Source organism: Streptomyces griseocarneus (assembly GCF_014655595.1).
Lineage (GTDB): Bacteria > Actinomycetota > Actinomycetes > Streptomycetales > Streptomycetaceae > Streptomyces > Streptomyces griseocarneus.
The window spans coordinates 22,156-41,613 of sequence record NZ_BNBL01000015.1 but is presented as its reverse complement, the minus strand read 5'-3'; the positions used below and the strand labels follow the sequence as shown (position 1 = coordinate 41,613).

At 68.6% G+C, this 19,458-nt stretch carries 16 protein-coding genes and 5 pseudogenes; 12 read left to right on the top strand and 9 right to left on the bottom strand.

The window, feature by feature from the left end:
* The first annotated feature begins 133 nt into the window (after nucleotides 1–133).
* Nucleotides 134–766, top strand: a complete 633-nt coding sequence (locus IE295_RS28860) for a hypothetical protein (protein WP_190066713.1) — start codon at nucleotides 134–136, stop codon at nucleotides 764–766.
* A 15-nt stretch (nucleotides 767–781) separates the two neighbouring features.
* On the opposite strand, the gene IE295_RS28855 is transcribed toward IE295_RS28860, so the two are convergent.
* The gene (locus IE295_RS28855; RefSeq protein ID WP_190066712.1) at nucleotides 782–2,002 is read right to left on the bottom strand and encodes an ATP-grasp domain-containing protein; all 1,221 of its coding nucleotides are present in this window, start codon (nucleotides 2,000–2,002) and stop codon (nucleotides 782–784) included.
* Nucleotides 2,003–2,212: 210 nt separating this feature from the next.
* Between IE295_RS28855 and IE295_RS28850 the strand changes: the two genes are divergently transcribed.
* The 7 genes and pseudogenes from IE295_RS28850 to IE295_RS28820 all read left to right on the top strand — a co-directional run bounded on the left by IE295_RS28850 (nucleotide 2,213) and on the right by IE295_RS28820 (nucleotide 5,924).
* Nucleotides 2,213–2,494, top strand: a complete 282-nt coding sequence (locus IE295_RS28850; protein WP_190066711.1) for a hypothetical protein — start codon at nucleotides 2,213–2,215, stop codon at nucleotides 2,492–2,494.
* Nucleotides 2,495–2,725: 231 nt separating this feature from the next.
* A complete protein-coding gene (locus IE295_RS28845; protein WP_190066710.1) occupies nucleotides 2,726–3,439 on the top strand; it encodes a hypothetical protein in 714 nt (237 codons plus the stop codon).
* A gap of 9 nt (nucleotides 3,440–3,448) precedes the next feature.
* Entirely contained in the window at nucleotides 3,449–3,769 is a 321-nt protein-coding gene (locus IE295_RS28840) for a hypothetical protein (RefSeq protein ID WP_190066709.1), read from the top strand.
* A gap of 186 nt (nucleotides 3,770–3,955) precedes the next feature.
* Nucleotides 3,956–4,359: pseudogene (locus IE295_RS28835) on the top strand (transposase); the annotation flags it as partial.
* A gap of 285 nt (nucleotides 4,360–4,644) precedes the next feature.
* Nucleotides 4,645–4,814, top strand: a pseudogene (locus IE295_RS28830) (IS110 family transposase); the annotation flags it as partial.
* A 75-nt stretch (nucleotides 4,815–4,889) separates the two neighbouring features.
* A complete protein-coding gene (locus IE295_RS28825; RefSeq protein WP_229923014.1) occupies nucleotides 4,890–5,141 on the top strand; it encodes a hypothetical protein in 252 nt (83 codons plus the stop codon).
* Nucleotides 5,142–5,402: 261 nt separating this feature from the next.
* Nucleotides 5,403–5,924 (top strand): HAD domain-containing protein, encoded by a 522-nt coding sequence (locus tag IE295_RS28820; RefSeq protein ID WP_190066707.1) that lies wholly within the window; start codon nucleotides 5,403–5,405, stop codon nucleotides 5,922–5,924.
* 174 nt (nucleotides 5,925–6,098) lie between these two features.
* On the opposite strand, the pseudogene IE295_RS34555 reads toward IE295_RS28820, so the two are convergent.
* The 6 genes and pseudogenes from IE295_RS34555 to IE295_RS28795 form a co-directional block, all read right to left on the bottom strand.
* Nucleotides 6,099–6,221: pseudogene (locus IE295_RS34555) on the bottom strand (IS21-like element helper ATPase IstB); the annotation flags it as partial.
* 63 nt (nucleotides 6,222–6,284) lie between these two features.
* Nucleotides 6,285–6,377, bottom strand: a pseudogene (locus IE295_RS34550) (hypothetical protein); the annotation flags it as partial.
* A gap of 4 nt (nucleotides 6,378–6,381) precedes the next feature.
* The gene (locus IE295_RS28810) at nucleotides 6,382–7,182 is read right to left on the bottom strand and encodes a GNAT family N-acetyltransferase (protein WP_190066793.1); all 801 of its coding nucleotides are present in this window, start codon (nucleotides 7,180–7,182) and stop codon (nucleotides 6,382–6,384) included.
* A 110-nt stretch (nucleotides 7,183–7,292) separates the two neighbouring features.
* Nucleotides 7,293–8,822, bottom strand: a complete 1,530-nt coding sequence (locus tag IE295_RS28805) for an amino acid permease (protein ID WP_190066706.1) — start codon at nucleotides 8,820–8,822, stop codon at nucleotides 7,293–7,295.
* Between the two features lie 352 nt (nucleotides 8,823–9,174).
* On the bottom strand, nucleotides 9,175–9,348 hold the full coding sequence (locus IE295_RS28800; RefSeq protein WP_190066705.1) for a hypothetical protein: 174 nt from the start codon (nucleotides 9,346–9,348) through the stop codon (nucleotides 9,175–9,177).
* An 848-nt stretch (nucleotides 9,349–10,196) separates the two neighbouring features.
* A complete protein-coding gene (locus tag IE295_RS28795; protein WP_190066704.1) occupies nucleotides 10,197–12,128 on the bottom strand; it encodes a S41 family peptidase in 1,932 nt (643 codons plus the stop codon).
* A gap of 361 nt (nucleotides 12,129–12,489) precedes the next feature.
* Here IE295_RS28795 and IE295_RS28790 point away from each other — a divergent pair, with 361 nt between their 5' ends.
* On the top strand, nucleotides 12,490–12,633 hold the full coding sequence (locus tag IE295_RS28790) for a hypothetical protein (RefSeq protein ID WP_190066801.1): 144 nt from the start codon (nucleotides 12,490–12,492) through the stop codon (nucleotides 12,631–12,633).
* A 27-nt stretch (nucleotides 12,634–12,660) separates the two neighbouring features.
* On the opposite strand, the pseudogene IE295_RS28785 reads toward IE295_RS28790, so the two are convergent.
* Nucleotides 12,661–13,376: pseudogene (locus IE295_RS28785) on the bottom strand (transposase); the annotation flags it as partial.
* 183 nt (nucleotides 13,377–13,559) lie between these two features.
* On the opposite strand from IE295_RS28785, the gene IE295_RS28780 reads away from it, so the two are divergent.
* Together IE295_RS28780 and IE295_RS28775 are read left to right on the top strand one after the other, a co-directional pair.
* The gene (locus tag IE295_RS28780; RefSeq protein ID WP_190066703.1) at nucleotides 13,560–14,117 is read left to right on the top strand and encodes a PhoH family protein; all 558 of its coding nucleotides are present in this window, start codon (nucleotides 13,560–13,562) and stop codon (nucleotides 14,115–14,117) included.
* 15 nt (nucleotides 14,118–14,132) lie between these two features.
* On the top strand, nucleotides 14,133–15,833 hold the full coding sequence (locus tag IE295_RS28775) for a hypothetical protein (RefSeq protein ID WP_190066800.1): 1,701 nt from the start codon (nucleotides 14,133–14,135) through the stop codon (nucleotides 15,831–15,833).
* 600 nt (nucleotides 15,834–16,433) lie between these two features.
* Here the strand turns inward: IE295_RS28775 and IE295_RS28770 are convergent.
* The gene (locus IE295_RS28770) at nucleotides 16,434–17,543 is read right to left on the bottom strand and encodes an acyl-CoA dehydrogenase family protein (RefSeq protein ID WP_190066702.1); all 1,110 of its coding nucleotides are present in this window, start codon (nucleotides 17,541–17,543) and stop codon (nucleotides 16,434–16,436) included.
* A gap of 370 nt (nucleotides 17,544–17,913) precedes the next feature.
* On the opposite strand from IE295_RS28770, the gene IE295_RS28760 reads away from it, so the two are divergent.
* Nucleotides 17,914–18,882: a DUF6615 family protein gene (locus tag IE295_RS28760; protein ID WP_190066701.1), complete on the top strand. Its 969-nt coding sequence runs from the start codon at nucleotides 17,914–17,916 to the stop codon at nucleotides 18,880–18,882.
* The last annotated feature ends 576 nt before the right edge of the window (nucleotides 18,883–19,458 follow it).

Sequence of the window (19,458 nt, the reverse complement as noted above, 5' to 3'; positions counted from 1 at the left end):
CGGACCGTTTCCCGTCAAGGCACCCTCCCGGAAGGTGTGTTCCCCGGAATGGCCGGGCCTGGGCTAGGCGGCGCCGCGGTCCCGTACTGGAATGTCGGAGGTCCGGACGGGAAGGTGTGGGAGGAGTCCGCTGGTGATCCACATGACCGAGACCCTGGCCGTGCAGACTGTTGAAGGGTTCCTCACGCCCGACGAGACCGCCGAGCTCACCAAGGTGCTGGACGAGCATCTCGCGGTCACCGGCTGGGTTCCCGCGCGTCCCAGCGAGGGACTCACCCCGCCCGAGGCGGCGCAGGCCATCATGGACGCCGGCCTGCAGCGTGCCCTGCCCGCCATCCGCCGGGCCTTCCCCTCCGCCACGGGCATCGAACCGTGGCTGTACCACGACCTCAAACCCGGTGACGAGATCCGTCCGCACGTGCACGGCGTGGGCGACCCGCAGGCCCGGCCGCAGCGGATCGCCCGGGTCGGCTTCGATCTCCAGGACGCCCGGCGTGGCGGTGAGTTCTACCTCGACACCTGCTCCGCCGACGCCCTGTGGAGCGACGTCACCGCGACGGGCAGCGACTACGCGCCCGGGACGCGGTTCGTCCACGAGATCACTGCCCGCACCGGCCCGGTGAAACTGGCCGACACCGCGCACACCCGTTGGACGTGCACCCCGCCACCCGGAACGACCGTCGTCTACGGCATCCAGCTGGTCCACGGGGTCCGGCGAGTCGAGGAAGGCAGGGTACGCAAGCTCATCACCACGCTCCTGGCGTGAGCCCGCACGGCATGGTCACCCTGACACCCCACGGCCCTGCCGGAGAGCCTGCAGGCCCCGGTCCAACTGGGAGACCGCCTCGTCGGCGGCGCCGTCGAGCAGTGTGCCGTCAGGCAGGGCCCGCAGCCAGGCACGCGCCGTGTCCCCGAGGCGTTCGGGGACCTTGAGCACCGGCCGGTGGAACCCACGGACGCAGGGCGCCGGGTTGAGCGGACTGCCCGGAAAGCACAGCAGTTCCGTCCCGCCTGGTGCGGGTGGCAGCGCCGCGCCGTTGGGTACCGGCAGCTCGAGCGCGACCAGGCCGGCCCTGGGCCTGCGAGGGGTTTGGCCGAGCGCGGCCTGTGCGTACGCCTCGTGCGGATCACAGCCCGTACTCGCCCAGCTCATGTTGGACACGCCGCTGAGCCGCCCGTTCACTTCGATCACCTTCAGCCGGCCGTCGTCCGTGACAGCGAAGTCGATCTGCCAAGGCCCCAACGGTCCGAAGGCGTCCGTCATGTCGGCGATCGTTGCGGCCAGTTCCCCTCGCGCGTCGGCTGGCAGTGCCGCGGGGGCGACCCTCACCCGTCGGCCCGGGTCGCAGTCGCTGCCGAGACGGCCCAGGGAAGCCACCGGCCACGCCACCGTGGAGGATGAACCGGACAGGAGCTCGACCGCGTACTCCTCCCCTGCGACGGCCTCCTGGACCAGCACCGGATACGTCACCTCGGCGCCCGCCCTGCCGAGACCCACCCCGTCCTGCACATAGTGGCGCCCCGAGCCGAACTCGCTGCGGGCTTCCTTGACCAGGACGGGGAAGCCGAGCTCCTCCACCGCGGCCTTCACCGCCCCGGGTTCTTCGCACACCACGCCCCGGGGCACGGGCCATCCCCGCTCCTCCGCCAGACGATGCAGCGCCACCTTGTCGCTGGCCAGCAGCGCGAACTCCTCCGCGTGCACGGGCATACGACAGCCCGCCTCCCGCACCCGGGACGCGGCGCGCGCGTAAACGGGCAGGAACTGTTCCTGCCCGTGGCACCCCAGGTTGGGCAGAGCGACATCGGCCCGGCAGGCGTGAAGCAACCGCAGCAACGCATGCCCGTCCAAGGCGGAGGGCAGCTCGGCGCACGCCACCCCGGGGCCGAGGAACGGGGCGAGGTCGGCAAACCCCAGCACGGTGACCTCCGCACCGCCGCGCCTGAGCGGCGCAACCACGCGGTCCGCACGAAACTCCCCCAGGACCACCACGCGCACCATCCGCACCACCCCATCGGTATGCCGGACACCGCCTCGGCAGGCTAATCCATCCAGCTTCCTCCATCACGACGCCAGTGACAGGGAGGCGTGGAGGCCGCATTCTCCCGGTGTTCCATCCCACAACTGGTGATTGATTCTGTGATGCGGGCTCATGTCAGCGCATCCCGCACACCTTCAGTGTTTTGATGTGGCAATGCCAGAATGTTGATCATGAGTGACCGTCAGCCCGAGCAGCCCCCGCCACCCCAGGAAGCCCCGCCGTCCGAGCCCGTCGATGCCCCGGAGCCGGCGAAGGCGGCGGATGCGGACTCCGGTACGGGCCCGGCGGAAGCGCCGGAACCCACGGGTGTGCGCGATACGGGCGCTGAGCAGGCGGACGACGCTCCGGAGCCGGCGGCTGCACAGGAAGCGGACAGCGCGTCGGAGAAGACCGGCACCCCGGAACCGGAAGCCGGACAGGCCGACATCGACGCCCCGGAGCCGAGGCCGTAGCGGAAACCGACAGCGCGCCCGAGGAAAGTTACACTCCGGAGCCGGAAGCCGAGCAGTGGGGACGATGAGGCTCCGGAACCGGCGACTGCTGAGGACGCAGACTCCGAAACCGGCCCGGCAGCCGCGCGCGAGGCGGATGCCGACCAGGGAGACGACGCCCCGGAACCGGCGGACGCAGAAGAAGCCGACATTCCGGAGCCGGAGGCTGAGCAGGCCGACGCGCCGGAATCCGTGAACGCGGCGGACGCAGATTCCGAATCAGGCCCCGTAGATGCGCACGACGCGGGCGCCGAGCAGACGGACGACGCTCCGGAGCCGGCGGCTGCGGAGGACTCACAGGAAACAGCTGAGGAGTCGGAGGCCACGGAGGGAGGCGACGACGAGGACGATACTGAACGCAAGGCCGAGACAGATGCCAAGATCGCAGAGTTTGAAAGCCAAGGCCACGGTCCGCAACGGCACCTGCACCCGAGTACCGAGGCTCTGAAGGCCCGAAAGGGCGAGCCGAAGGCCGACGACAACGGCAACGTGAAATTCAAGGGCAACGGCCATGTCGAGACCAAGCGCCACGTGAACCCGGAGACCGGCCGCTTCAACGACGTCAAGGCGAATGGTGGAACCAGGCCTCACGGTTGCGGGGATTACGCGACCAAGTTCGATAATGCCGAAGACTACGTCAAAGCCGAGCAGTACCTGCGCCAAAAGGCGGAGCAGACCGGAAAACCAAAAGTCAACGCCACTATCGAGGAGATATTCGGCCCCGGCGACCATTCGGATAAATTCGAGGGATATTACGTCGATCCCGCGAACCCCAAGAATGAGGACGGAACCGTCAACCATCTTCTCGTGGATTTCCGCAAAGGACGCATTATCGCTGAATTCAACGAAAGTGCCGGCGGACTGCATGCGATGTACCCCGACCCCAGGGCCGGACGACAGCCTTAGGAAAGCTACATGGACGAAAATACTCAAGACTTCATCAGCAGCGCATTCGGTCCCTCGTATATCAATGAGCCCGAGGTTCTCAAGGCGAACCTGGTGCACAGCCTCAGTGCGCCGGGCATCTTCACGGCGACCCGTAAGGCTCAGCGCGACGGGTTCGCCGAGGTGATCCGCAACCGCGAGATGTCGCTGACGGACTGGGACATCATCACGGAGGGCGTGATCCGCTTCCCGACCGAGGACGAGATGTACGCGTTCCTTCAGGCGTCGTACGACTACTTCTTCGGCGACGCCCTGGAGCCGCCGGACTACCCGGAGAGCGATGAGGACTGAAGTGGGCGAGCGCCAATCTGTCACGGCGATCGAGTTCGGGACCGATGAGGCCCTTTACGGATACCTGCGGGATGTCTACGACTTCCTGTTCGGGAGAAGCGGAAAGCAGGCCGTCCTTCCGAAATGCTGACGGTCATGGGATTCGCTGCGGAGCATGGTCCGGTCCTGCCCGGTGGCGGGGCCGGCACCCCCTACTCCAGTGAGGGCTCCGCCCAGTTCCTGGAGGTCCGGCACCGCGGACACGCCACCGTCGAAGACCACATCCGGTGCGGCAAGGACGCCGGGTTCGGCCGCTTACCCTCCCGCCACTTCGCATCAACACGGCCTGGCTCGAACTCAGCCTGGCAGCGATCGGCCTCCTCGCCTGGACCCGCGTCCTGCTACTGGTCGGCGAGCTGGCCGACGCCGGGCCCAGGAAACGGTGTTACCGGCTGCTGCACGTCGCCGCCCTCACCCGCGGCGGCCGCCGACTCCACCTGCGAATCTCCTCCACGTGGCCCTGGAGACACGAAATCGCCGCCGCGTTCCACCGACTCGCGGCCTTGCCCCGCCCGGCCAGCCTTCACGACTCAACGACGAATGAGACGTAGAACTGGCTTGCGGCATAGCCGACATAGCGGTATGCCCGACCAGGCTCACGGCACTCGTGCTGGTTCACCCGTTGCCCCCTGAACCGGGCTGACCGATCCCGCTGCCACCTCCGTCAACGCGTCACGGAAGCTGCGGGACGGTTCGGCTCGGGTCCCATGGGCCGGGCGCGCGGCCACCCGCCGCCGTACCTTCGGGCGCGGCGTGCCCGCCCTGATCCCCGCGCCGCCCTGGCAGCGGTCCGCCCGCCCCGTGCCGCTGCTCGTGCTGGAGGGCGTGGCCAGTAGCACCCGGCTGCCCTGGCCCTACTGGAATGCTCCGGGTCCCCGGCCCAGATCCGCAAGGCGGGACGGCGCCGGTTGGTGAACCTGCTCCGGCCGAAAGCACCCAGAATGGCCGAACGACTGGTCGACGACATCTGCACCGCCCTGGACGAACGACCGTCGTCGTCCCCGGGCCGCTGAACAACGTCACAGCCATTCGAGGACGTTGTCTGGACCGCTGACCGGGAGGTGGAGCGGATGGAGCGGGGTTGCCATCCACGCTCCCGAACACTCTGGTGTCGCACCTCTACGGTGGGCGGCAGGGGCAGTTCCAGGGCATCCCGCATCCGAGTATTGCGCTGGCCGGCCACCTGCTCAGCGCGCTGCATGGGTCCTTGCCGGCGGAGATGTTTGAGGACCTGCTGGCCGGACTTGTCGATGCGGTACATGCGGTGATCGCCGACGAGCGTCAAGAGAACGTGTTGCGGGTGGCCGGGTGCCTGGAACCGAGCGTCGGGTGACAGCTGGGTCGACCATGAGGCCCGGACCGTGGTAACCGCCACCCCGCCATGCCAAGCGGTCAGCGTGACCAGCGTGACGGCCACCATGGTGTACGCGATGATTGCCCGGGCTTTCATGCAGCCCCCTGTTCGTTTCTCGGCACCGCCCAGGGCCGCGTGCCGGGCCAGCGCCCGTGAGGCACTGCCGGTTGCAGGCTTTGGTCATCGAGGCGGCGGTCTCCGGTGCGGTCCCCCGTCTGGATCTGTCGCTATCGTGCTTCCGTGACTGGCTCTGTGCAGCGTTCCTTGTTGTTTCTCGATGTCGATGGGCCACTCATCCCATTCGGCGCGGTGTCCCAGCCGCATCCGACCTACGCGACGAGCCCTGAAGTGCCTGGTGCTGACGCGAATCCGCTCCTGACCAGGATCAATCCCGAGCACGGGCCCCGGCTGGCGACGCTCCCGTGCGAGGTGGTTTGGGCAACGACATGGATGGCGGACGCGAACGAGTGCATCGCGCCCCGCATCGGTCTGCCTCAGCTGGCAGTGGTGGTCTGGCCGGACCCGTCCGACATCGATGACCAGGATGAGCGGAACGGACTGCACTGGAAGACCCGCGCGCTTGTCGAATGGGCGGCAGGGCGTCCATTCGCCTGGGTCGACGACGAGGTCACAGATGTCGATCGGGCCTGGGTAGCTGCCCACCACCAGGGGCAGGCCCTGCTTCATCGTGTCGATCCCCGCCATGGCCTGACTGACAGCGACTATGCGGTTCTCGACTCGTGGCTGCGACAGTTGGCCTGAGACTCGGCTGGAGCCGCGAGGAGGACCGGCAGCATGTATGGGACGGCCCGCCGCCCGTGGGGGCGGCGGGCCGTCGAGACGGAACCCGCAAGCGTCAGCTGGCCGTGGTGGGGTCTTCGGCTCGTGCTCGGGTGCTTGCGAGGTGGTAGGAGTTGGTGCCGGTCTCGATGATCGCTCGTCGATGCAGAGGAGATAGACGCGGCCGTAGCGGGCGATCGTCTTGTTCAGCTGCTTCTCGTCGGCAGCCTCGACCAGCTCGTTGACCAGCTTCGTGGCGAGCGAGTAGTGGACGCGATAGTCGAGATCGAGCTGGCCGCGGTTGTCCACCTCGGCGAGGACGGGGTGGGCGCCGAGGCGGAACAGGGACGTGGCGGTGGCCTGGAAGGCCAGGGCCGGGACGATGACCTCGTCGCGATGCTGCGCCGCGTGCTGGTCTGACGGGATCCGCCTCACCGGATCAGCTTTTGAGGCTGTAGAAGTGGATTCGTGTGTTCGGCTTGAACCCGATGCGCGGGTATACGGGGGCTCCGGCAGCGGTGGCGTGCAGCGTGGCGCGGGTCAGTCCGGTGGCCCGCGCGCCTTCGTACAGCGCCTTGCGGGTGACCGCCTCGCCGTAGCCCTTGCGCTGCCACTGCGGGTCCGTGGCGACGAATGCGACGAACAGGCGGCCTTGTGCTTCGACCGTGGCGGCGCACGCCACCGGTTCGTCGCCTCGCATGGCCAGGTAGGCGTACACCTCATTCTTCCAGAGCGTGGATCCCACCAGGCCGTCGCGGCCCTCCTCCAAGGGGAAGCCGTACGCTCGCGATTGGAGGTCGGCGTAGGCCTGCAACTGCTCGTCGGTGCGCACGCGGGCGAACGTCAGGTCGGGGTGGTCCGGCTCGGGGATGGGGAGCAGGTCGCCGGCCATGCCCGTACCGGGGAAGGCGTACTGGAGGCCGGCCTGCTCGGCCGTCGTTTCCAGGGCGGAGCGGGCCTCGTCGTCGAGGAGGTCTTCGAAGAGCCACACGAGGCCCGGGTGCTTCTTTGTCCGCATGATGGCCGCGGCCTGGCTCAGACGGTGCCTGAGGAGTTCTGCTCCTACTTCCGTCTCGGTCAAGACGATGCAGTTCCAGAACCCGAACCGGCTGTCGGCCCAGCGGACAGTGATGCCCGGAAGCTCGCGCACGTCCGCGTCCGCGTCGCGGTCGAGCACCATGGTCCGCCAGACCGTGGTGAGCTGCTGTACCGATTCGATGGACTCCGCGGAAGCGGTCACCATGCCTCCATCACTCGTTGTGCTGGGAGAGGACCCTGAGCAGGGATGGGGTGCCGCTGGCGCCTCTGCGGCAGTGGGGACTCTACTGGCGACATGCGGTTCTGATGTCATCAGATGATGTTTTCGGCCTCTTCGGTCTGGTCGTGGGCGTTCGCCGTGCCGGCGCTGGGCACACCGTAGGAACGGCGTCCGAAGTGCCACCACAGGGCGGCCATGACGAGGGCCACCAGCAGGGCGACGGGCGTGTAGTTGAAGCTCGTGGCCGTGACCGGGCTGGACTGCGGCAGCAGGAACAGCACCGTTACCCCGGCTGCCCAGAGCACCGCCACCCAGCCGATCGGCCGGCTCCAGCGGCCCAGGTGCCAGGGACCGGGGGTGAACCGGTCCCGGTGGCGCAGTCGCAGCAGCACCGGGATGGCGTAGGCCGGGGTGAAACCCACGACGGAAATCGCGGTCACCGCCGAGAACGCCGTGGCGGAATACTGGGACGGCAGGGCCAGCACGAAGGCGACACCGACCGCGAGCCAGACAGCGTTGGCCGGGACGGCCGTACGACGGCTGACCTTCTGCCAGCGCGCCGAGCCGGGCAGGGCGCCGTCCCGGGCGAAGGCGTAGATCATGCGGCTGGCGGAAGCAGTGACGGTGTAGCCGCACAGGAACTGCGCAACGATGATCACCAGCAGCAACGCCTTCGCCATCGCCACGCCCAGAGCGTCCAGGAAGATCTGCGCCACCGGCACCCCGGTCTCGCTGCCCAGCGTCGCGGCGTAGTCCTGGACGGCGAACAGCAAGGCGCCCAACAGGACACCACCGGCGATCCAGGACACCGCCACCGAGCGGACGATCCCGCGCGCCGCGGCCACGGAAGCCCCACTGGTCTCCTCGCTCAGGTGGGCCGAGGTGTCGTAGCCGGCCAGGGCGAAGCACGGCAGCAGCATGCCCAGCAGGATCACGTACACGGGGCTCGACCAGCCGGTGTTGTTGGTGAACTCGGAGAATACGAAGCCGGCCGGCTGGTGGTGGGAGGGGAGGAGAGTCAGGGCGCCGATGATGACGACGGCCCCGGCCAGGTGCCACCACGCGCTCAGGGACGTCAGGACGTTCATCAGCCGGGTGCCGAAGAGATTCATGACCGCGTGCAGCGCGAGGATGACCGCGTACATGACCAGCAGGGATTTTGGCGTCGGCTCGTAGTCGAACTGCAGGTTCGCCCAGGCAGCGGTGAAGGTCGCGATGCCGTAGTCCTGTGCCGCGATCCCACCGAGCAGCCCCAGGAGATTGAGCCAGCCGGTGTACCAGCTCCACCGCTCACCGCCGAGCTGGCGGGCCATGTAATACAGGCCGCCGCTGGTGGGGTAGCGGGAGGTGATCTCGGCCAGCGCCGCGGCCAGGCACAGCACCAGCGGCCCCACGGCGAGCCACCCCCACACCACCACCGCGGGTCCACCGCTGTTCAGGCCGTAGCCGAAAAGCAGCAGCGTCCCGGACATGATGGAGATGACCGACAGGGAAGCGGAGAAGTTACCGAAAGCGCCCATGCGCCGGTGCAGTTGCTGGGTGTAGCCGAGCTCCTTGAGTATGCGCTCGTCGTCGTCCTGAGGCTCGGACCGCTTCCATCGTGCATGTGCTGATGTACGCATCGGGATTCTCCGCACATGAAAGAGCCGAATGGGAAAGGGGGCAGGGGAAGGGGGCTGCTGGGCTGCTGGGCCGTCAGCGCGGCACGGCGGAGCCTGCCGGCGGCCAGGGCCGGCAAACAGATCGGGGCCACCGGGTCCCCGGGGCTCAGCTCATCCGCCCTGCGGCATGCCTGTCGGGCCCTGTCCACCGGCTCATCCAGCTGCTGAACCCGCCGCGGGTCATCCACCGACTCTGCGCTGCGATGGGCATCCGGTGCCCGCTCGGTGGTCACCCTGGCGTACATCACCTGGGCAGCGGCGCTCCGCGGCTCCTCCTGCAACCACAGCTCGACCACATTGCGCCGGGCAGCCACTACGCCCAGCACCTGCGTGCGAGCGATCCGCTCCCGCCACGTGCCGCCTGGGTCGGCACCTGCCGCATCTGCATCCAGTGTCCCGCCTTCACGCCCTGCACGGCCGCGTAGAGAGCGGTGTCACGGCCGGCCGGGTGGTAGCTCACCATCAGCGGATACCCCCAGTCGGCCACGGAGCTGGCTGTACGGCAGGCACCAGGTGCGGCGTGGCACGATCAACCGGCCGCCGGGGCGTGGCGGGAGGAGAGATGAACCGGCCACCGCCGCGGGGTCCGGGCGTCCGGAACTGCGCCGTCCCGCACCGTGACCGGCGAAGGCCCGCGGCGGTGGGGATCGATAAGCACGATGCTGCGGCGCTTCGGGACTGAGACAGGCCGCCTGATAAAGGCATCAACGCTCCGAGGCAAGGGCGGAGGATGAGGGGGAGAACTGGGACACGCATGCCGTGGCGGGGCTGTCGCCTGACAGCCGCCGACGACGTGGGGCACCGTAGCAGTCCAGCACGTGCATGATGAAGCGAATCACCCGGCTTTTCAATGTAGTTGAGAGCCCTCGTGCTGCCGTACGGCACCGTCGGCCACCCGCCGTGCTCCTGGTCGCCGCCGCTCCGTGGCTTCGTCCTCTGCCGCCGACCGCTGCTGGTCGCCGCCGTGTCCAGGCTGGGTGAGGCCGGGTACCTCGGAGTTCTCGCGCGTGATAGATGCCGATGGTGCTTCGTCGGCGTCGATGGCGCCGTCGGCAGCAGGCATGCCGGGCAGTAGATGACGTCTTCGAGGAACACGCGGCCGCGGCCGTCGGTGCGGGCGGCGTGCACAGCTGGACTGCCAGGCCGAGCCGGTCCTTCGCGCTACGGCCGCGGCCGGGATCGATGAACCCCAGGTCCGCCGGGGTGAGCTGAAGAAACGGATCAGCTCTTCCTTGCTGATCTTTGGGAAGCCCCGCAGCCGGGCCGGCCCGTCATCCGAGAACACCCGCGTCGCCACCGAGACCCCCACTGTTCTCCCAGCAGCCCGGCCAGCTCCTAGTTGAGTTGCGCGGTTTTGCTGGCAACGAGCCGGCTGCCGGCGAAACCCTCCACGCGGGCGGAGCGAGCGGTGGCGGCGTTGGGGATGGTGATGTCGGTCTGGCCGTCGGTGAGGTCGACGGAGGCGCGTGGGCGCTGGTCGACGTAGACGTCCAGCCGGTCGATGTTGGTGGTTTTGATCTTGAGTTGCAGAGACCCGTCGGCTGTGGTCGCGTCTGTGATGGACACGGGGTGTGGCGTCAGGCTCTTGAGGATCTGTCCAGCGCGCTCGAAGAGGTCGGCGTTGCCCTCGAGCAGGTCCCGGCGGGTCATCCGGTGGAGCACCTCTGGGGTGATGCCGAGGTCCTCCACCGGTGTGCCGGAGTTGGCGCCGACCCGCAGGGTGCGGCGGATCGACACCCGCATGCCGGCTTCCTTCGGCAGTCGCACGTACGGGGTTTCGGGGTCGTCCACGAGGAGTCCTACGAGGCGCTCGTGTTCCCAGACGTTGGCGCCGCCGGCACCGGTGTTCTCGTCGGTGCCGAGGACGGGGCCGATCTGGTGGTCCTGGAAGCCGGCGGCGAAGATGTCGGTGGCCGAGTAGCAGCGAGCGTTGGTGATGAGGACAACCGGGCCGAAGTACTGCTGGCCGATCGCGTTGGCTCCCTCCTCGGGTGTGATGGGGACGGCGCTCGAGAAGGTGGTGCCGGTCTCGACGGCCTGTTCCATGGAGGGCATCCAGGCGCCCAGCTCATCCTGGTGCTTGCGGCAGATTTGCAGGTTGAGCGGCGTATTGATGAACTGCGACGGCTCGGGGGTGATGCGGCGCGGGGTGAGCGTCTGCAGGATGAACTCGGCGTTGAAGATGATGCCACCGCCGTTGTCCCGGACATCCAGGATCAGTCCGCGGTCCGGCATCAGGCCGAGCAGGCGGATGAACTCACTGACGAACCCTTCCACGTCGCGCTTGAGGAAAGTGAAGATCCGGATGTAGCCGAAGGTGCCGGAGGAAGTCCGTACCTCCTGTGCCCGGAACACAGCGGGCATCGAGGTGGAGATCTCGCCGGCGCGTACCTCGGGGGCGGCCTCGTCTGCTTCGAGAGCTTTCGCCCGGGCGACGACCTGCGGCGCGAACAGCATCACCTTGGCACGGTTGGCTTCGTCCATGTCGAGATCCAAGCCCTCGGCCAACGCGGTGCCCATCGGCGCCTGCGCCGTGACGAAGCGCGGGAGGTTCTCCACGATCCGCCAGGTCTCCCGCAGCTCGCGCTTGGTGCTGCTGTTGTCGGTGTAGCTGACGGTCACCCACTCTTCGAACGGGGGAAGATGCATGACGAGCGGCCGCACGGTCAGCGACTGAATACCACGGCTGCGGCGGGCGGCGGTGTTACTGCCCGCGAAACGGGCGGCGTTGAGATCAACGGCCTTGGCGATGGGGATGCCGCTCCAGTGGGTAATCTCGATGCCGGGCTCGAAGCCCGGAGCGGAGAATCCCTGGGCCACATGGGTGACCATGAAATGCTCGCCCCGCTCATCTTCGTACCGCTCGACGAGGAACGGCAGGTAGGCGACCTTGCGAGCGTAGGGGGCGGGGAGCAGATAATTGGTGTGGAGGTCCCTGACCGAGTGGAAGATCTCCGACATCTCGGCGTGGAACATCCACTCCGGAGGTTTCGTCGTTTCGGTCTGGCGCTCCAGTCGGCGGCGCAGAACCCGTAGACGCTGCACCGGGTTGACGGCGTGCATCGCCGTTTTGAGCGGCAGGTGGACGTAGTTCTGGTCCAGCATGAGCTTCGCCTGGTCGACAATGAGCTGGCGCTCGGCCAGCGTCAGGGTGCCGGCGTCGGCGAGGAACTCGGCCAGTCCGGTGGAGGTGGCCAGGTGTTCCCGGACAGGTTCGGCGGCCTGAGGAACGAAATCCGGGGCGGAACTGTCGGCTGGATGGGCCATCACGTCTCCCGAGGTTTTTGGAGTGGAGTCTCTGGGGCTTTTGACCTCAGTTATCGGGCGGCGTCCGCAGGAAAGTGAGTGATACACCCATCATTCGCCTGAAAAGACCTGCTCGTCGCGAGTGCCTGAGGTAAACGGCGCCGGGAGCCGACATCCGGATTCCGGCGGGGCGGGACTTCGAAGCCCACCCGGACGCCGACGCTGGAGCTGCTGACCAGCCGGCTCTCCGACTCCGGCCGATGCTCGTGTTCCGTAGCTTCGGCTCCCGGCCCTGCGCCGATGTCATCCGCGACCTCGCCTCTGTACTACGCCTCGATCTAACCGATGAGATTCGTGATGGCTTCAGCATCAAGCTTGCCCGGTGGATCTGCACCATGTCCGCCGTCTTCTCTTCCTCGTGGTGGCGTCCGGCAGCGCGTTGAGGCCGCGGTTCAACTACCTGGCCTTCCTCGGCCTCGCCGCGGCGATCTGCTGCTACAAACGAACCCACAAACTCACCATGTAGGACACGGCCTGACAACGGCTGACACGATGACTTCAGTTGCTGGTGGGTGATGAGGCAGCAGGCGAGTTTGAGGAACGCTTCGTGGATGTCAGTCCGTCGTTCCCAGCGGACCCGCAGGCGCCGGAAGCCGTGCAGTCATGCAAACGTCCGCTCAATTACCCACCGGTAGGTGCCCCGGGCCAGTCCCGTGCCAGGTGCCGCGGCGGGCGACGGCCGGCGCGATGCCGCGGGCGTGGACCTGGTCGCGGTAGATGCGGTAGATGTCGTGGTCGTAGCCGCGGTCGGCGAAGTGAGTGGGGCTTGCGGCGGGGACGGCCGACGCGTCCGCGGACCGGCGGGGTCCGCGTCGGGCAGTGGCAGGAACTGGGTGACGTCATTGCGATTGCCGCCGGTCAGCAGGACCGCGAGTGGGGTGCCGTGCCCGTCGGTGATGAGGTGGTGTTTCGAGCCGGCCCGGCCCGGCCCCGGCCGGCCGGCGACGGGCCCAACCCCGCAGTCGGCGCCAGCACGTCATGCCCGAGCCGAAACCGAGCCCCTTCGGCCGGTACTCCCACTGGATACCGGTGTGCAACACATACAGGATCCCGCACAGCACCTCCCGGTCAGGCAACAGCCTGCGGCCCGGATAGCGAAGACGCCGCTCGCGCTGCGGCGGCTCCAGGCGATCCCACAGCTCATCCGACACGATCCACGGCGACACCCCCCACCGGATCGAACGCTCGACGCCTTGCTGGACACGGCAACCAGGAGCGATCCACCTCATTGTGCTGGCCCTTGCAAGGGCACAGGCTCTGGCCTCTTTCGGCGCTGTGACCTGCTGTTGTGCTGCTCGTTGACCTGGTATCGGGGGCAGTACTCGGCTGCGGCGGGCTCGGGGGTTGAGAATGCGGCGTCGGTGGACCGTGACGTGGGCGTTGTGTGGTGCCTTGACCGTCGGGCTGGGGATGGTCTGGGCATTGCTGGGGTCCGGCGCGGCTGCCAATGCCGGTTCGGTGGTGTCCGCTGTCATCGGGCTCTTCGGCGTACTGGCGGTGTGGGTCTGGCGCCCTGGCACAGGCAGGTGTTCCAGCGCGGGGCAGGTGACGGATGCGGTCCGGGTGCTGGCTCGGTCGGTGCGACGGCAGTGGGAAGCCGAGGCGGTGTTGCGGCAGCTGTTCGATCCGGCGCCGCTGCCGGTGGTGTGGGCGGACTGTCCGCTTCCCGGAGTGTCCGATCACCGGCAGTTGATCGGTGATCCCGTCTCCTGTCGGGCAGACGCAGCAGACGAGTTGGCAGCCGCCTTTCGCAGGCTGCCGCGCCGTCGCCTGGTCGCCGTGGGGCCGGCCGGGTCTGGCAAGACCACCCTCGCCGTCTTGCTCACGCTCGCCCTGCTGCGTGACCGCGACGCGGATGATCTTGTGCCAGTGGTGTGCTCGCTGGCTTCCTTCGACCCGGACCGGGACAGCGTGCGGAGCTGGCTTGCCCGCCGGATCGCCGCAGACTAACCGGCGCTGGCCGACGTGGAGGTCTTCGGCCCCAGCGTGATCGAAGTCCTGCTCGACGAGCACCGGGTGCTGCCGGTCCTGGACGGTCTGGACGAGCTGCCCCCGCCCGCCCACGCGAGGGTGCTGGCTGCCCTCAACGACACCCTCGACGCCCATACCCCTTTGGTGCTCACCTGTCGCACCGCGGACTACACCACCGCCGTGGCCCAAGCCGGCGTGCTGGCCGGCGCGGCGGTCATCGAACCTGCCCCTGTCCGCGCGACCGATGCCTTGGCCCTGCTGCGCATGGCCACCCCGCCAGGAGTCCGCCAGGCACGACTTGGTGCACTGGCCGAGCACCTGGCCTGCCACCCGCAGGGTCCGACCGCTCAGGCCCTGGCCAGTCCGTTGATGGTCGCCCTGGCCAGAGCCGTCTACGCTGACGCTCCCGCAGACCCGGCCGAGCTCACCGACTCCCGCCGCTTCCCGACCGCGGCAGCCGTCGAGCACCACCTGCTGGACTCTCTGGTCCCGGCCCTGTACGCCCGCGCCCACCGCCAGGACCCGACCGCACGCGGCCCCGATCCGGCGCGCGCTCGCGATTACCTGACGTACCTCGCCACAATGCTGGACCGTCACGGTATCCACGACCTCGCATGGTGGCAGCTTTACCGCTGGACTCCGGCCCTGGCCCAACCCTGGACCCGCGCCATGGTGTGGGCCCTCGCCGCCGCGGCGCTGAGCCCGCTAGATGTCCTGTCTCCCGAGATCAATCTGCCGATCGTGCTACTGGCAGGAGTTGTGGCGCTGGTCTGTCTGCAGGGTGCCGGGGCCTGGATGGCGTCCCGCACCACCCTCACAGCCCGGCCGATCGCTGCGGCCGGCTTCACCGCTGCATGCGGCGGACTGGTCGCCGCCACAGCAGGTGGCACTTTCTATGCCGTGCGCCACGACCGAGGGATAGACGGATTTGCCGGTTCGGTCGGAACCCTCGCAGGTGCCTTGGGGTTCCTGTCCCTGATGGTGATGTTCGGCTCTGGCCTGCCCGTGCCGCCGCGCATGCCCAGCCGTGGAAACCTCAGCCTGCGCAACTGGCGCCGCCGGCTGCCGCGAGCCGCCGCAACCGTTCTCAGCGGCGCCGTGCTCGGCGGCGCGGCCCTGAACCTCTCTGCCCTGAATTTCACCCCTCACAGCCACGAGATCCTGACGTGGAGGGCCTGGCAGTACGGCCTCGCGTTCGGCGCCGTACTTGGAACAGGACAGGCTGTCCTGCAGTGGACGAGGCACTCCGCGAACTTCCACGACGTCACCACCGCCCGGTCATCAATGCGGGCCGACCGGTTCGTCACGCTGGCCAACGGCGTGACAAGCGCGATCCTCGTCACCCTGGCCTCCCTCATCCTCCTCGTCACATACCCGCCACCTGGATGGGGAGAAGTACGGTTCCAGCTGCTCTTCGCCCTGCCTGTCGTCGGCCCCTTTGGGCTGACACTCGCCGCAGTCGCCCACGCCTGGCCCCACTACACACTGACGAGGACCGTCCTGGCCCTGCAGGGTCGGCTCCCTTGGCGGCTCCAGGGGTTCCTCGCCCACGCCCATCGTCTGGGAATCCTGCGCCAAGTCGGTGCCGTCTACCAGTTTCGTCACGCCCGCCTGCAGCACCACCTCGCCCGGCCCGGCTCCGTGCCCCGCCCACACACTTCCCCCACACGCTCCGATTCCCCCTCCCTCAGGTGAACCCGACGCCGCGGGCACGAACCCGCTCTGCCTGCTGACCTCTACGAGCTGGTCAGCAAACAACGACGAACGACCGGTATCCGGCTGAGCCGCATACCCGGAGGCCGGTTTCATCGAACCTCTGGGCGGCGACGCGCCCAGAGGGGGTGTGGTATCGCAGGGTCAGCCCCCCCCGGGCTGGCACGGTCCGATCCGGGCGTGACACGTACGCCTCCCGTCGCCGTCATCAGCGCACCCACGCCGCTGGGTGACGAGTCGGCGATGAAGTGGGCCTCGAACTGGCGTGTGAACGGCGGTCATCCCTCCGGTCGTCGTGCTGTCGGCCGTGCCCAAGCCGACGGCGCCCCAGCCGGTAGGGTGCGCGGCCTCGGCGAGACGGCAGGCCGCCTTCGCCGTGGCATCGGCGTGTTCCTCGACTCCCGGTGCGGCACCGGCGGAGAGATCCGTTGTCTTCTCGGCGACGGACGGTTCGGGGGCGGAGGTGATGACGAGGGTGCGGAGTCCTCGGCCGAGGGCGCGACGCGGCTGCGCTGTGTCACGGCAGGAGTCCGCCGTACCGGTGGGACCGTCGGGTCGTGGTCCGGGGCGGGACGCCGGGGATCAGGCGATGGTGAGCGGCCCGTCGATCAGGTAGGCCACCAGCGCACCGGTCATCGTGTCCCGTGCCGGCGGATGCAGGGCCAGTCCGTTGGCGCAGCCGGCGAGCCGGCTGACCTCGTCGGAGGTCGTGGAGTCGAGGTCGCCGAGGAGTTCGACCGCGCGCGGGACGACCCGCGAGAGGGTGTCCTGCACGCTGTATCGGACGTACAGCGCGTGGGCGAGTGTGGATTCGTCCGTGTCGCCGTCGTCGATGCGGCGGGCGACGCCCTGCGCGGCCGACATCGCACCCTCGACCTCCACCAGCAGCCCGACCCGTTCGGACTCGGGCACCCGGTCGTCGCGCAGCACCCGCTCGACCATGGCGTCGGCGGCTCCAAGACAGCCGCCCGTGGTCAGCAGCTGGAACCAGGCGAAGCCCGCGGTCAGCGGGTCCGGTTGCCCGTCGGGGGCCGGGGTCGTCACCAACAGCTCCGGCGGCACCAGGACGTCGTGGAGGGTGACCCGCTCGCCGTCCGTCCCCGCCCCGTCGATGCTCAGGCTCTCGCTTTCCGCCGACACCAGCGCCACCGCCGGTTCCTCGCCCGGCTCGCCGTCCAGGCGCGGGACCATGACGCCGGTGGCGAGCAGGTCCATCGACCGGGCCAGACCGCGCGGGCAGGTTACCCCGCCGACCCGCAGCCCGTCGGGCTCCACCGTCGCGGTCGTCGCAGGGGCGAGGATTCCGGCGTCGGCGCGTTCCTCGGCGAAGCCGAACGCCACGAGGCGGTTGTCGACGGCCATCTCCTCGGCCAGCATCCACCACAGGCCTTCCTCAGTAGCGGCCTGAGCGAGCAGCACGGCCACCGAGAAGTGGTGCAGGGCGGTGGCCGCGGCCAGCGACGGCGCCCTGCCGCCCAGTGCGCGCTGCACCCGCAGGGCCTCCAGTGCGGTCGCTCCCCGCCCCCGACGGGCGGCGGGCACCAGCAGCCCGGGGCCGCCGCTGTCGCGGAAGAGCTCGATGCCGGGGCCGCTCGGGTTCTCCAGCTCCCTGAGGGGCATCGCCCGCAGGCTCTCGTCCAACCCCGGCAGCAGCTTCGCCACAGTGGCGCGTTCGCACTCCAGAAAACGCATGTCTTCCCCCACTCCCACCCGCACGACCACCCGATCGCCGGCCCGGGTCCGCCCCACGGCGCGTCCGGCCGCCGCACCGCCCCCGGGTCGCGCCGGCCCCGGAAGGCAATGTCCCGGGGCAGCACCGCGTGCGGCGCCCGTTTCTGCTTGTCGTCGAGTTTGCGTCGCAGTCGGATGGATCCCCGTGCCGCGGCCCGCCGGCAGGCGCACACAGCATGCGAAGGCGCGGCTCGCGGACGGCGGTTCATGCTCCACACCGGGCCCACCGGGCCCACCGGGCCCACCGGGCCCACCGGGCCCACCGGGCCCACCGCGCCGCCCGACTCACGCAACGCCCGCGATGATCGCTCCAGCATGAAAGAGTGCGACTGTGGCGATAGAGAGTCTCCGTGACCTGTGCACGGCCATGGATACGGCAGCGGTAGACACCTGGGGACGCATCGAGTTCGGGCGTCTTCCCGGGCGCAGGTTCGATGAGGCGTCTGTCACGGACAACCTGCTCTTCACGCTCCAGAACCAAGTCCCTGGACTGCTGACTTACCAGAGCAGCCAGGTGCAAGAGCGGGATTCGGGCGCTGACTGGGAGTGGTGGATCGGAGACGACCAGGCGGGGTGGATCTGCCTTCGCATCCAGGCCAAGCGCGTCTACGAGGACAACACCTACCGGATGCTGAAGCACCATGGAGCAGGCGAAGACGCGTTCCAGTACGACACGTTGCTCAAGGGCTGTAACCCTGATCAGGCCCGCTACGCGTTTCACGTCTTTTACAACGGCTGGCCCGAGGGCACCTTCGAGGAAGGAACGTACTGGGCGCCGCCGGCCCGGTGGAACGCCTGCCCAGGGCTGAGTTCGTACAAGGACTGCAAGCACGCCGAGCCTCGCCACTACGGCTGCGCCATCATCTCTACCCTCGACGTCAAGAAGCTCAGCGACAGCGACCTCGCCACGCCCGCCGCCGCCAGATTCCGCGTACAGAGGTACCTGTCGGCAGCCGTTCCCTGGTCGTACGCCTTTGGTTTCCCGCCCTGGGACCCCAAGCGAGAGGAGGAGCGCTGGCACCCCAGGCTGGACCGCGGTGACTGGGTCGACCGCATCCACGGCACGCTCGAGGTGCTCACCCGGCGAGGTGGCGCCCGCGGGGCCCGGGACGCCTCGGGGCACCTCGGAGAGATCCCGATCGATCGAAACCAGCGGGCCTTCGAGCTTCCGCCGTACGTCGAGGCGATGCGCAGGAGCACCCCGGGACGCTTTGAGCCGGCTTCTGAGGACGAGGCGCCTGCCGCGCCTCAGACGGTGATCGTTGAGCGGAAGCCGAAGCGGGCACGGAAACGGAAGTAAGAGCGCTGCCGCCTGCGGCAGGAACCCTCCTGCTTCAGGACCGCAGCGGTGCCGGCCAGCTTTCGCGACGGCCAGGGCTGGCGTGCTCAGTCACACCGGTGTGCCTCGTTCGGCTCAGTCCGCGCAGCGCAGGACTTCAGCCGGTCCGCGCCTCTGCGGAAAGAGGAAGCTGATGTCACTTCGAGCCGACCACGTGCTGCGTAACAGTGGTGCAGCAGACCGGCCTCCACGGCCCGAAAATCCCGCGGCTGATCTCATCTCGATCGCTACCCTCATGTGCCTCTCACGATCACTGAAGGTGCACCATGCAGCGTGATGAGCAGCAGGCACTCGCCATCGCGACAGGTCTTTTGCTGCTGGTCGGCGGAGTGCTCGTAGGCTGGACCTGCCGCGGTTGCGGAGCCTGATCGATGGCGTGCTCCTCACGCTGTGCCAGCGCTACCGTCACCAGGACTTGCCGACGCTGTGCGAGCGCCTCGGTCTTCCGCCGCGTCCCTCCGGTGACGGCTTGAAGCGCGCGGTTAGGGCTGGAAAGCGTACAGGTCAAGGATTCCTGGTCCCCAAGGCCGGGGTCGG

Excerpts from the sequence above, each read along its gene's own strand:
- IE295_RS28855 (WP_190066712.1), bottom strand. The coding sequence starts at position 2,002 with ATGGTGCGCGTGGTGGTCCTGGGGGAGTTTCGTGCGGACCGCGTGGTT.
- IE295_RS28850 (WP_190066711.1), top strand. The coding sequence starts at position 2,213 with ATGAGTGACCGTCAGCCCGAGCAGCCCCCGCCACCCCAGGAAGCCCCG.
- IE295_RS28840 (WP_190066709.1), top strand. The coding sequence starts at position 3,449 with ATGGACGAAAATACTCAAGACTTCATCAGCAGCGCATTCGGTCCCTCG.
- IE295_RS28805 (WP_190066706.1), bottom strand. The coding sequence starts at position 8,822 with ATGCGTACATCAGCACATGCACGATGGAAGCGGTCCGAGCCTCAGGAC.
- IE295_RS28795 (WP_190066704.1), bottom strand. The coding sequence starts at position 12,128 with ATGGCCCATCCAGCCGACAGTTCCGCCCCGGATTTCGTTCCTCAGGCC.
- IE295_RS28770 (WP_190066702.1), bottom strand. The coding sequence starts at position 17,543 with ATGCGTTTTCTGGAGTGCGAACGCGCCACTGTGGCGAAGCTGCTGCCG.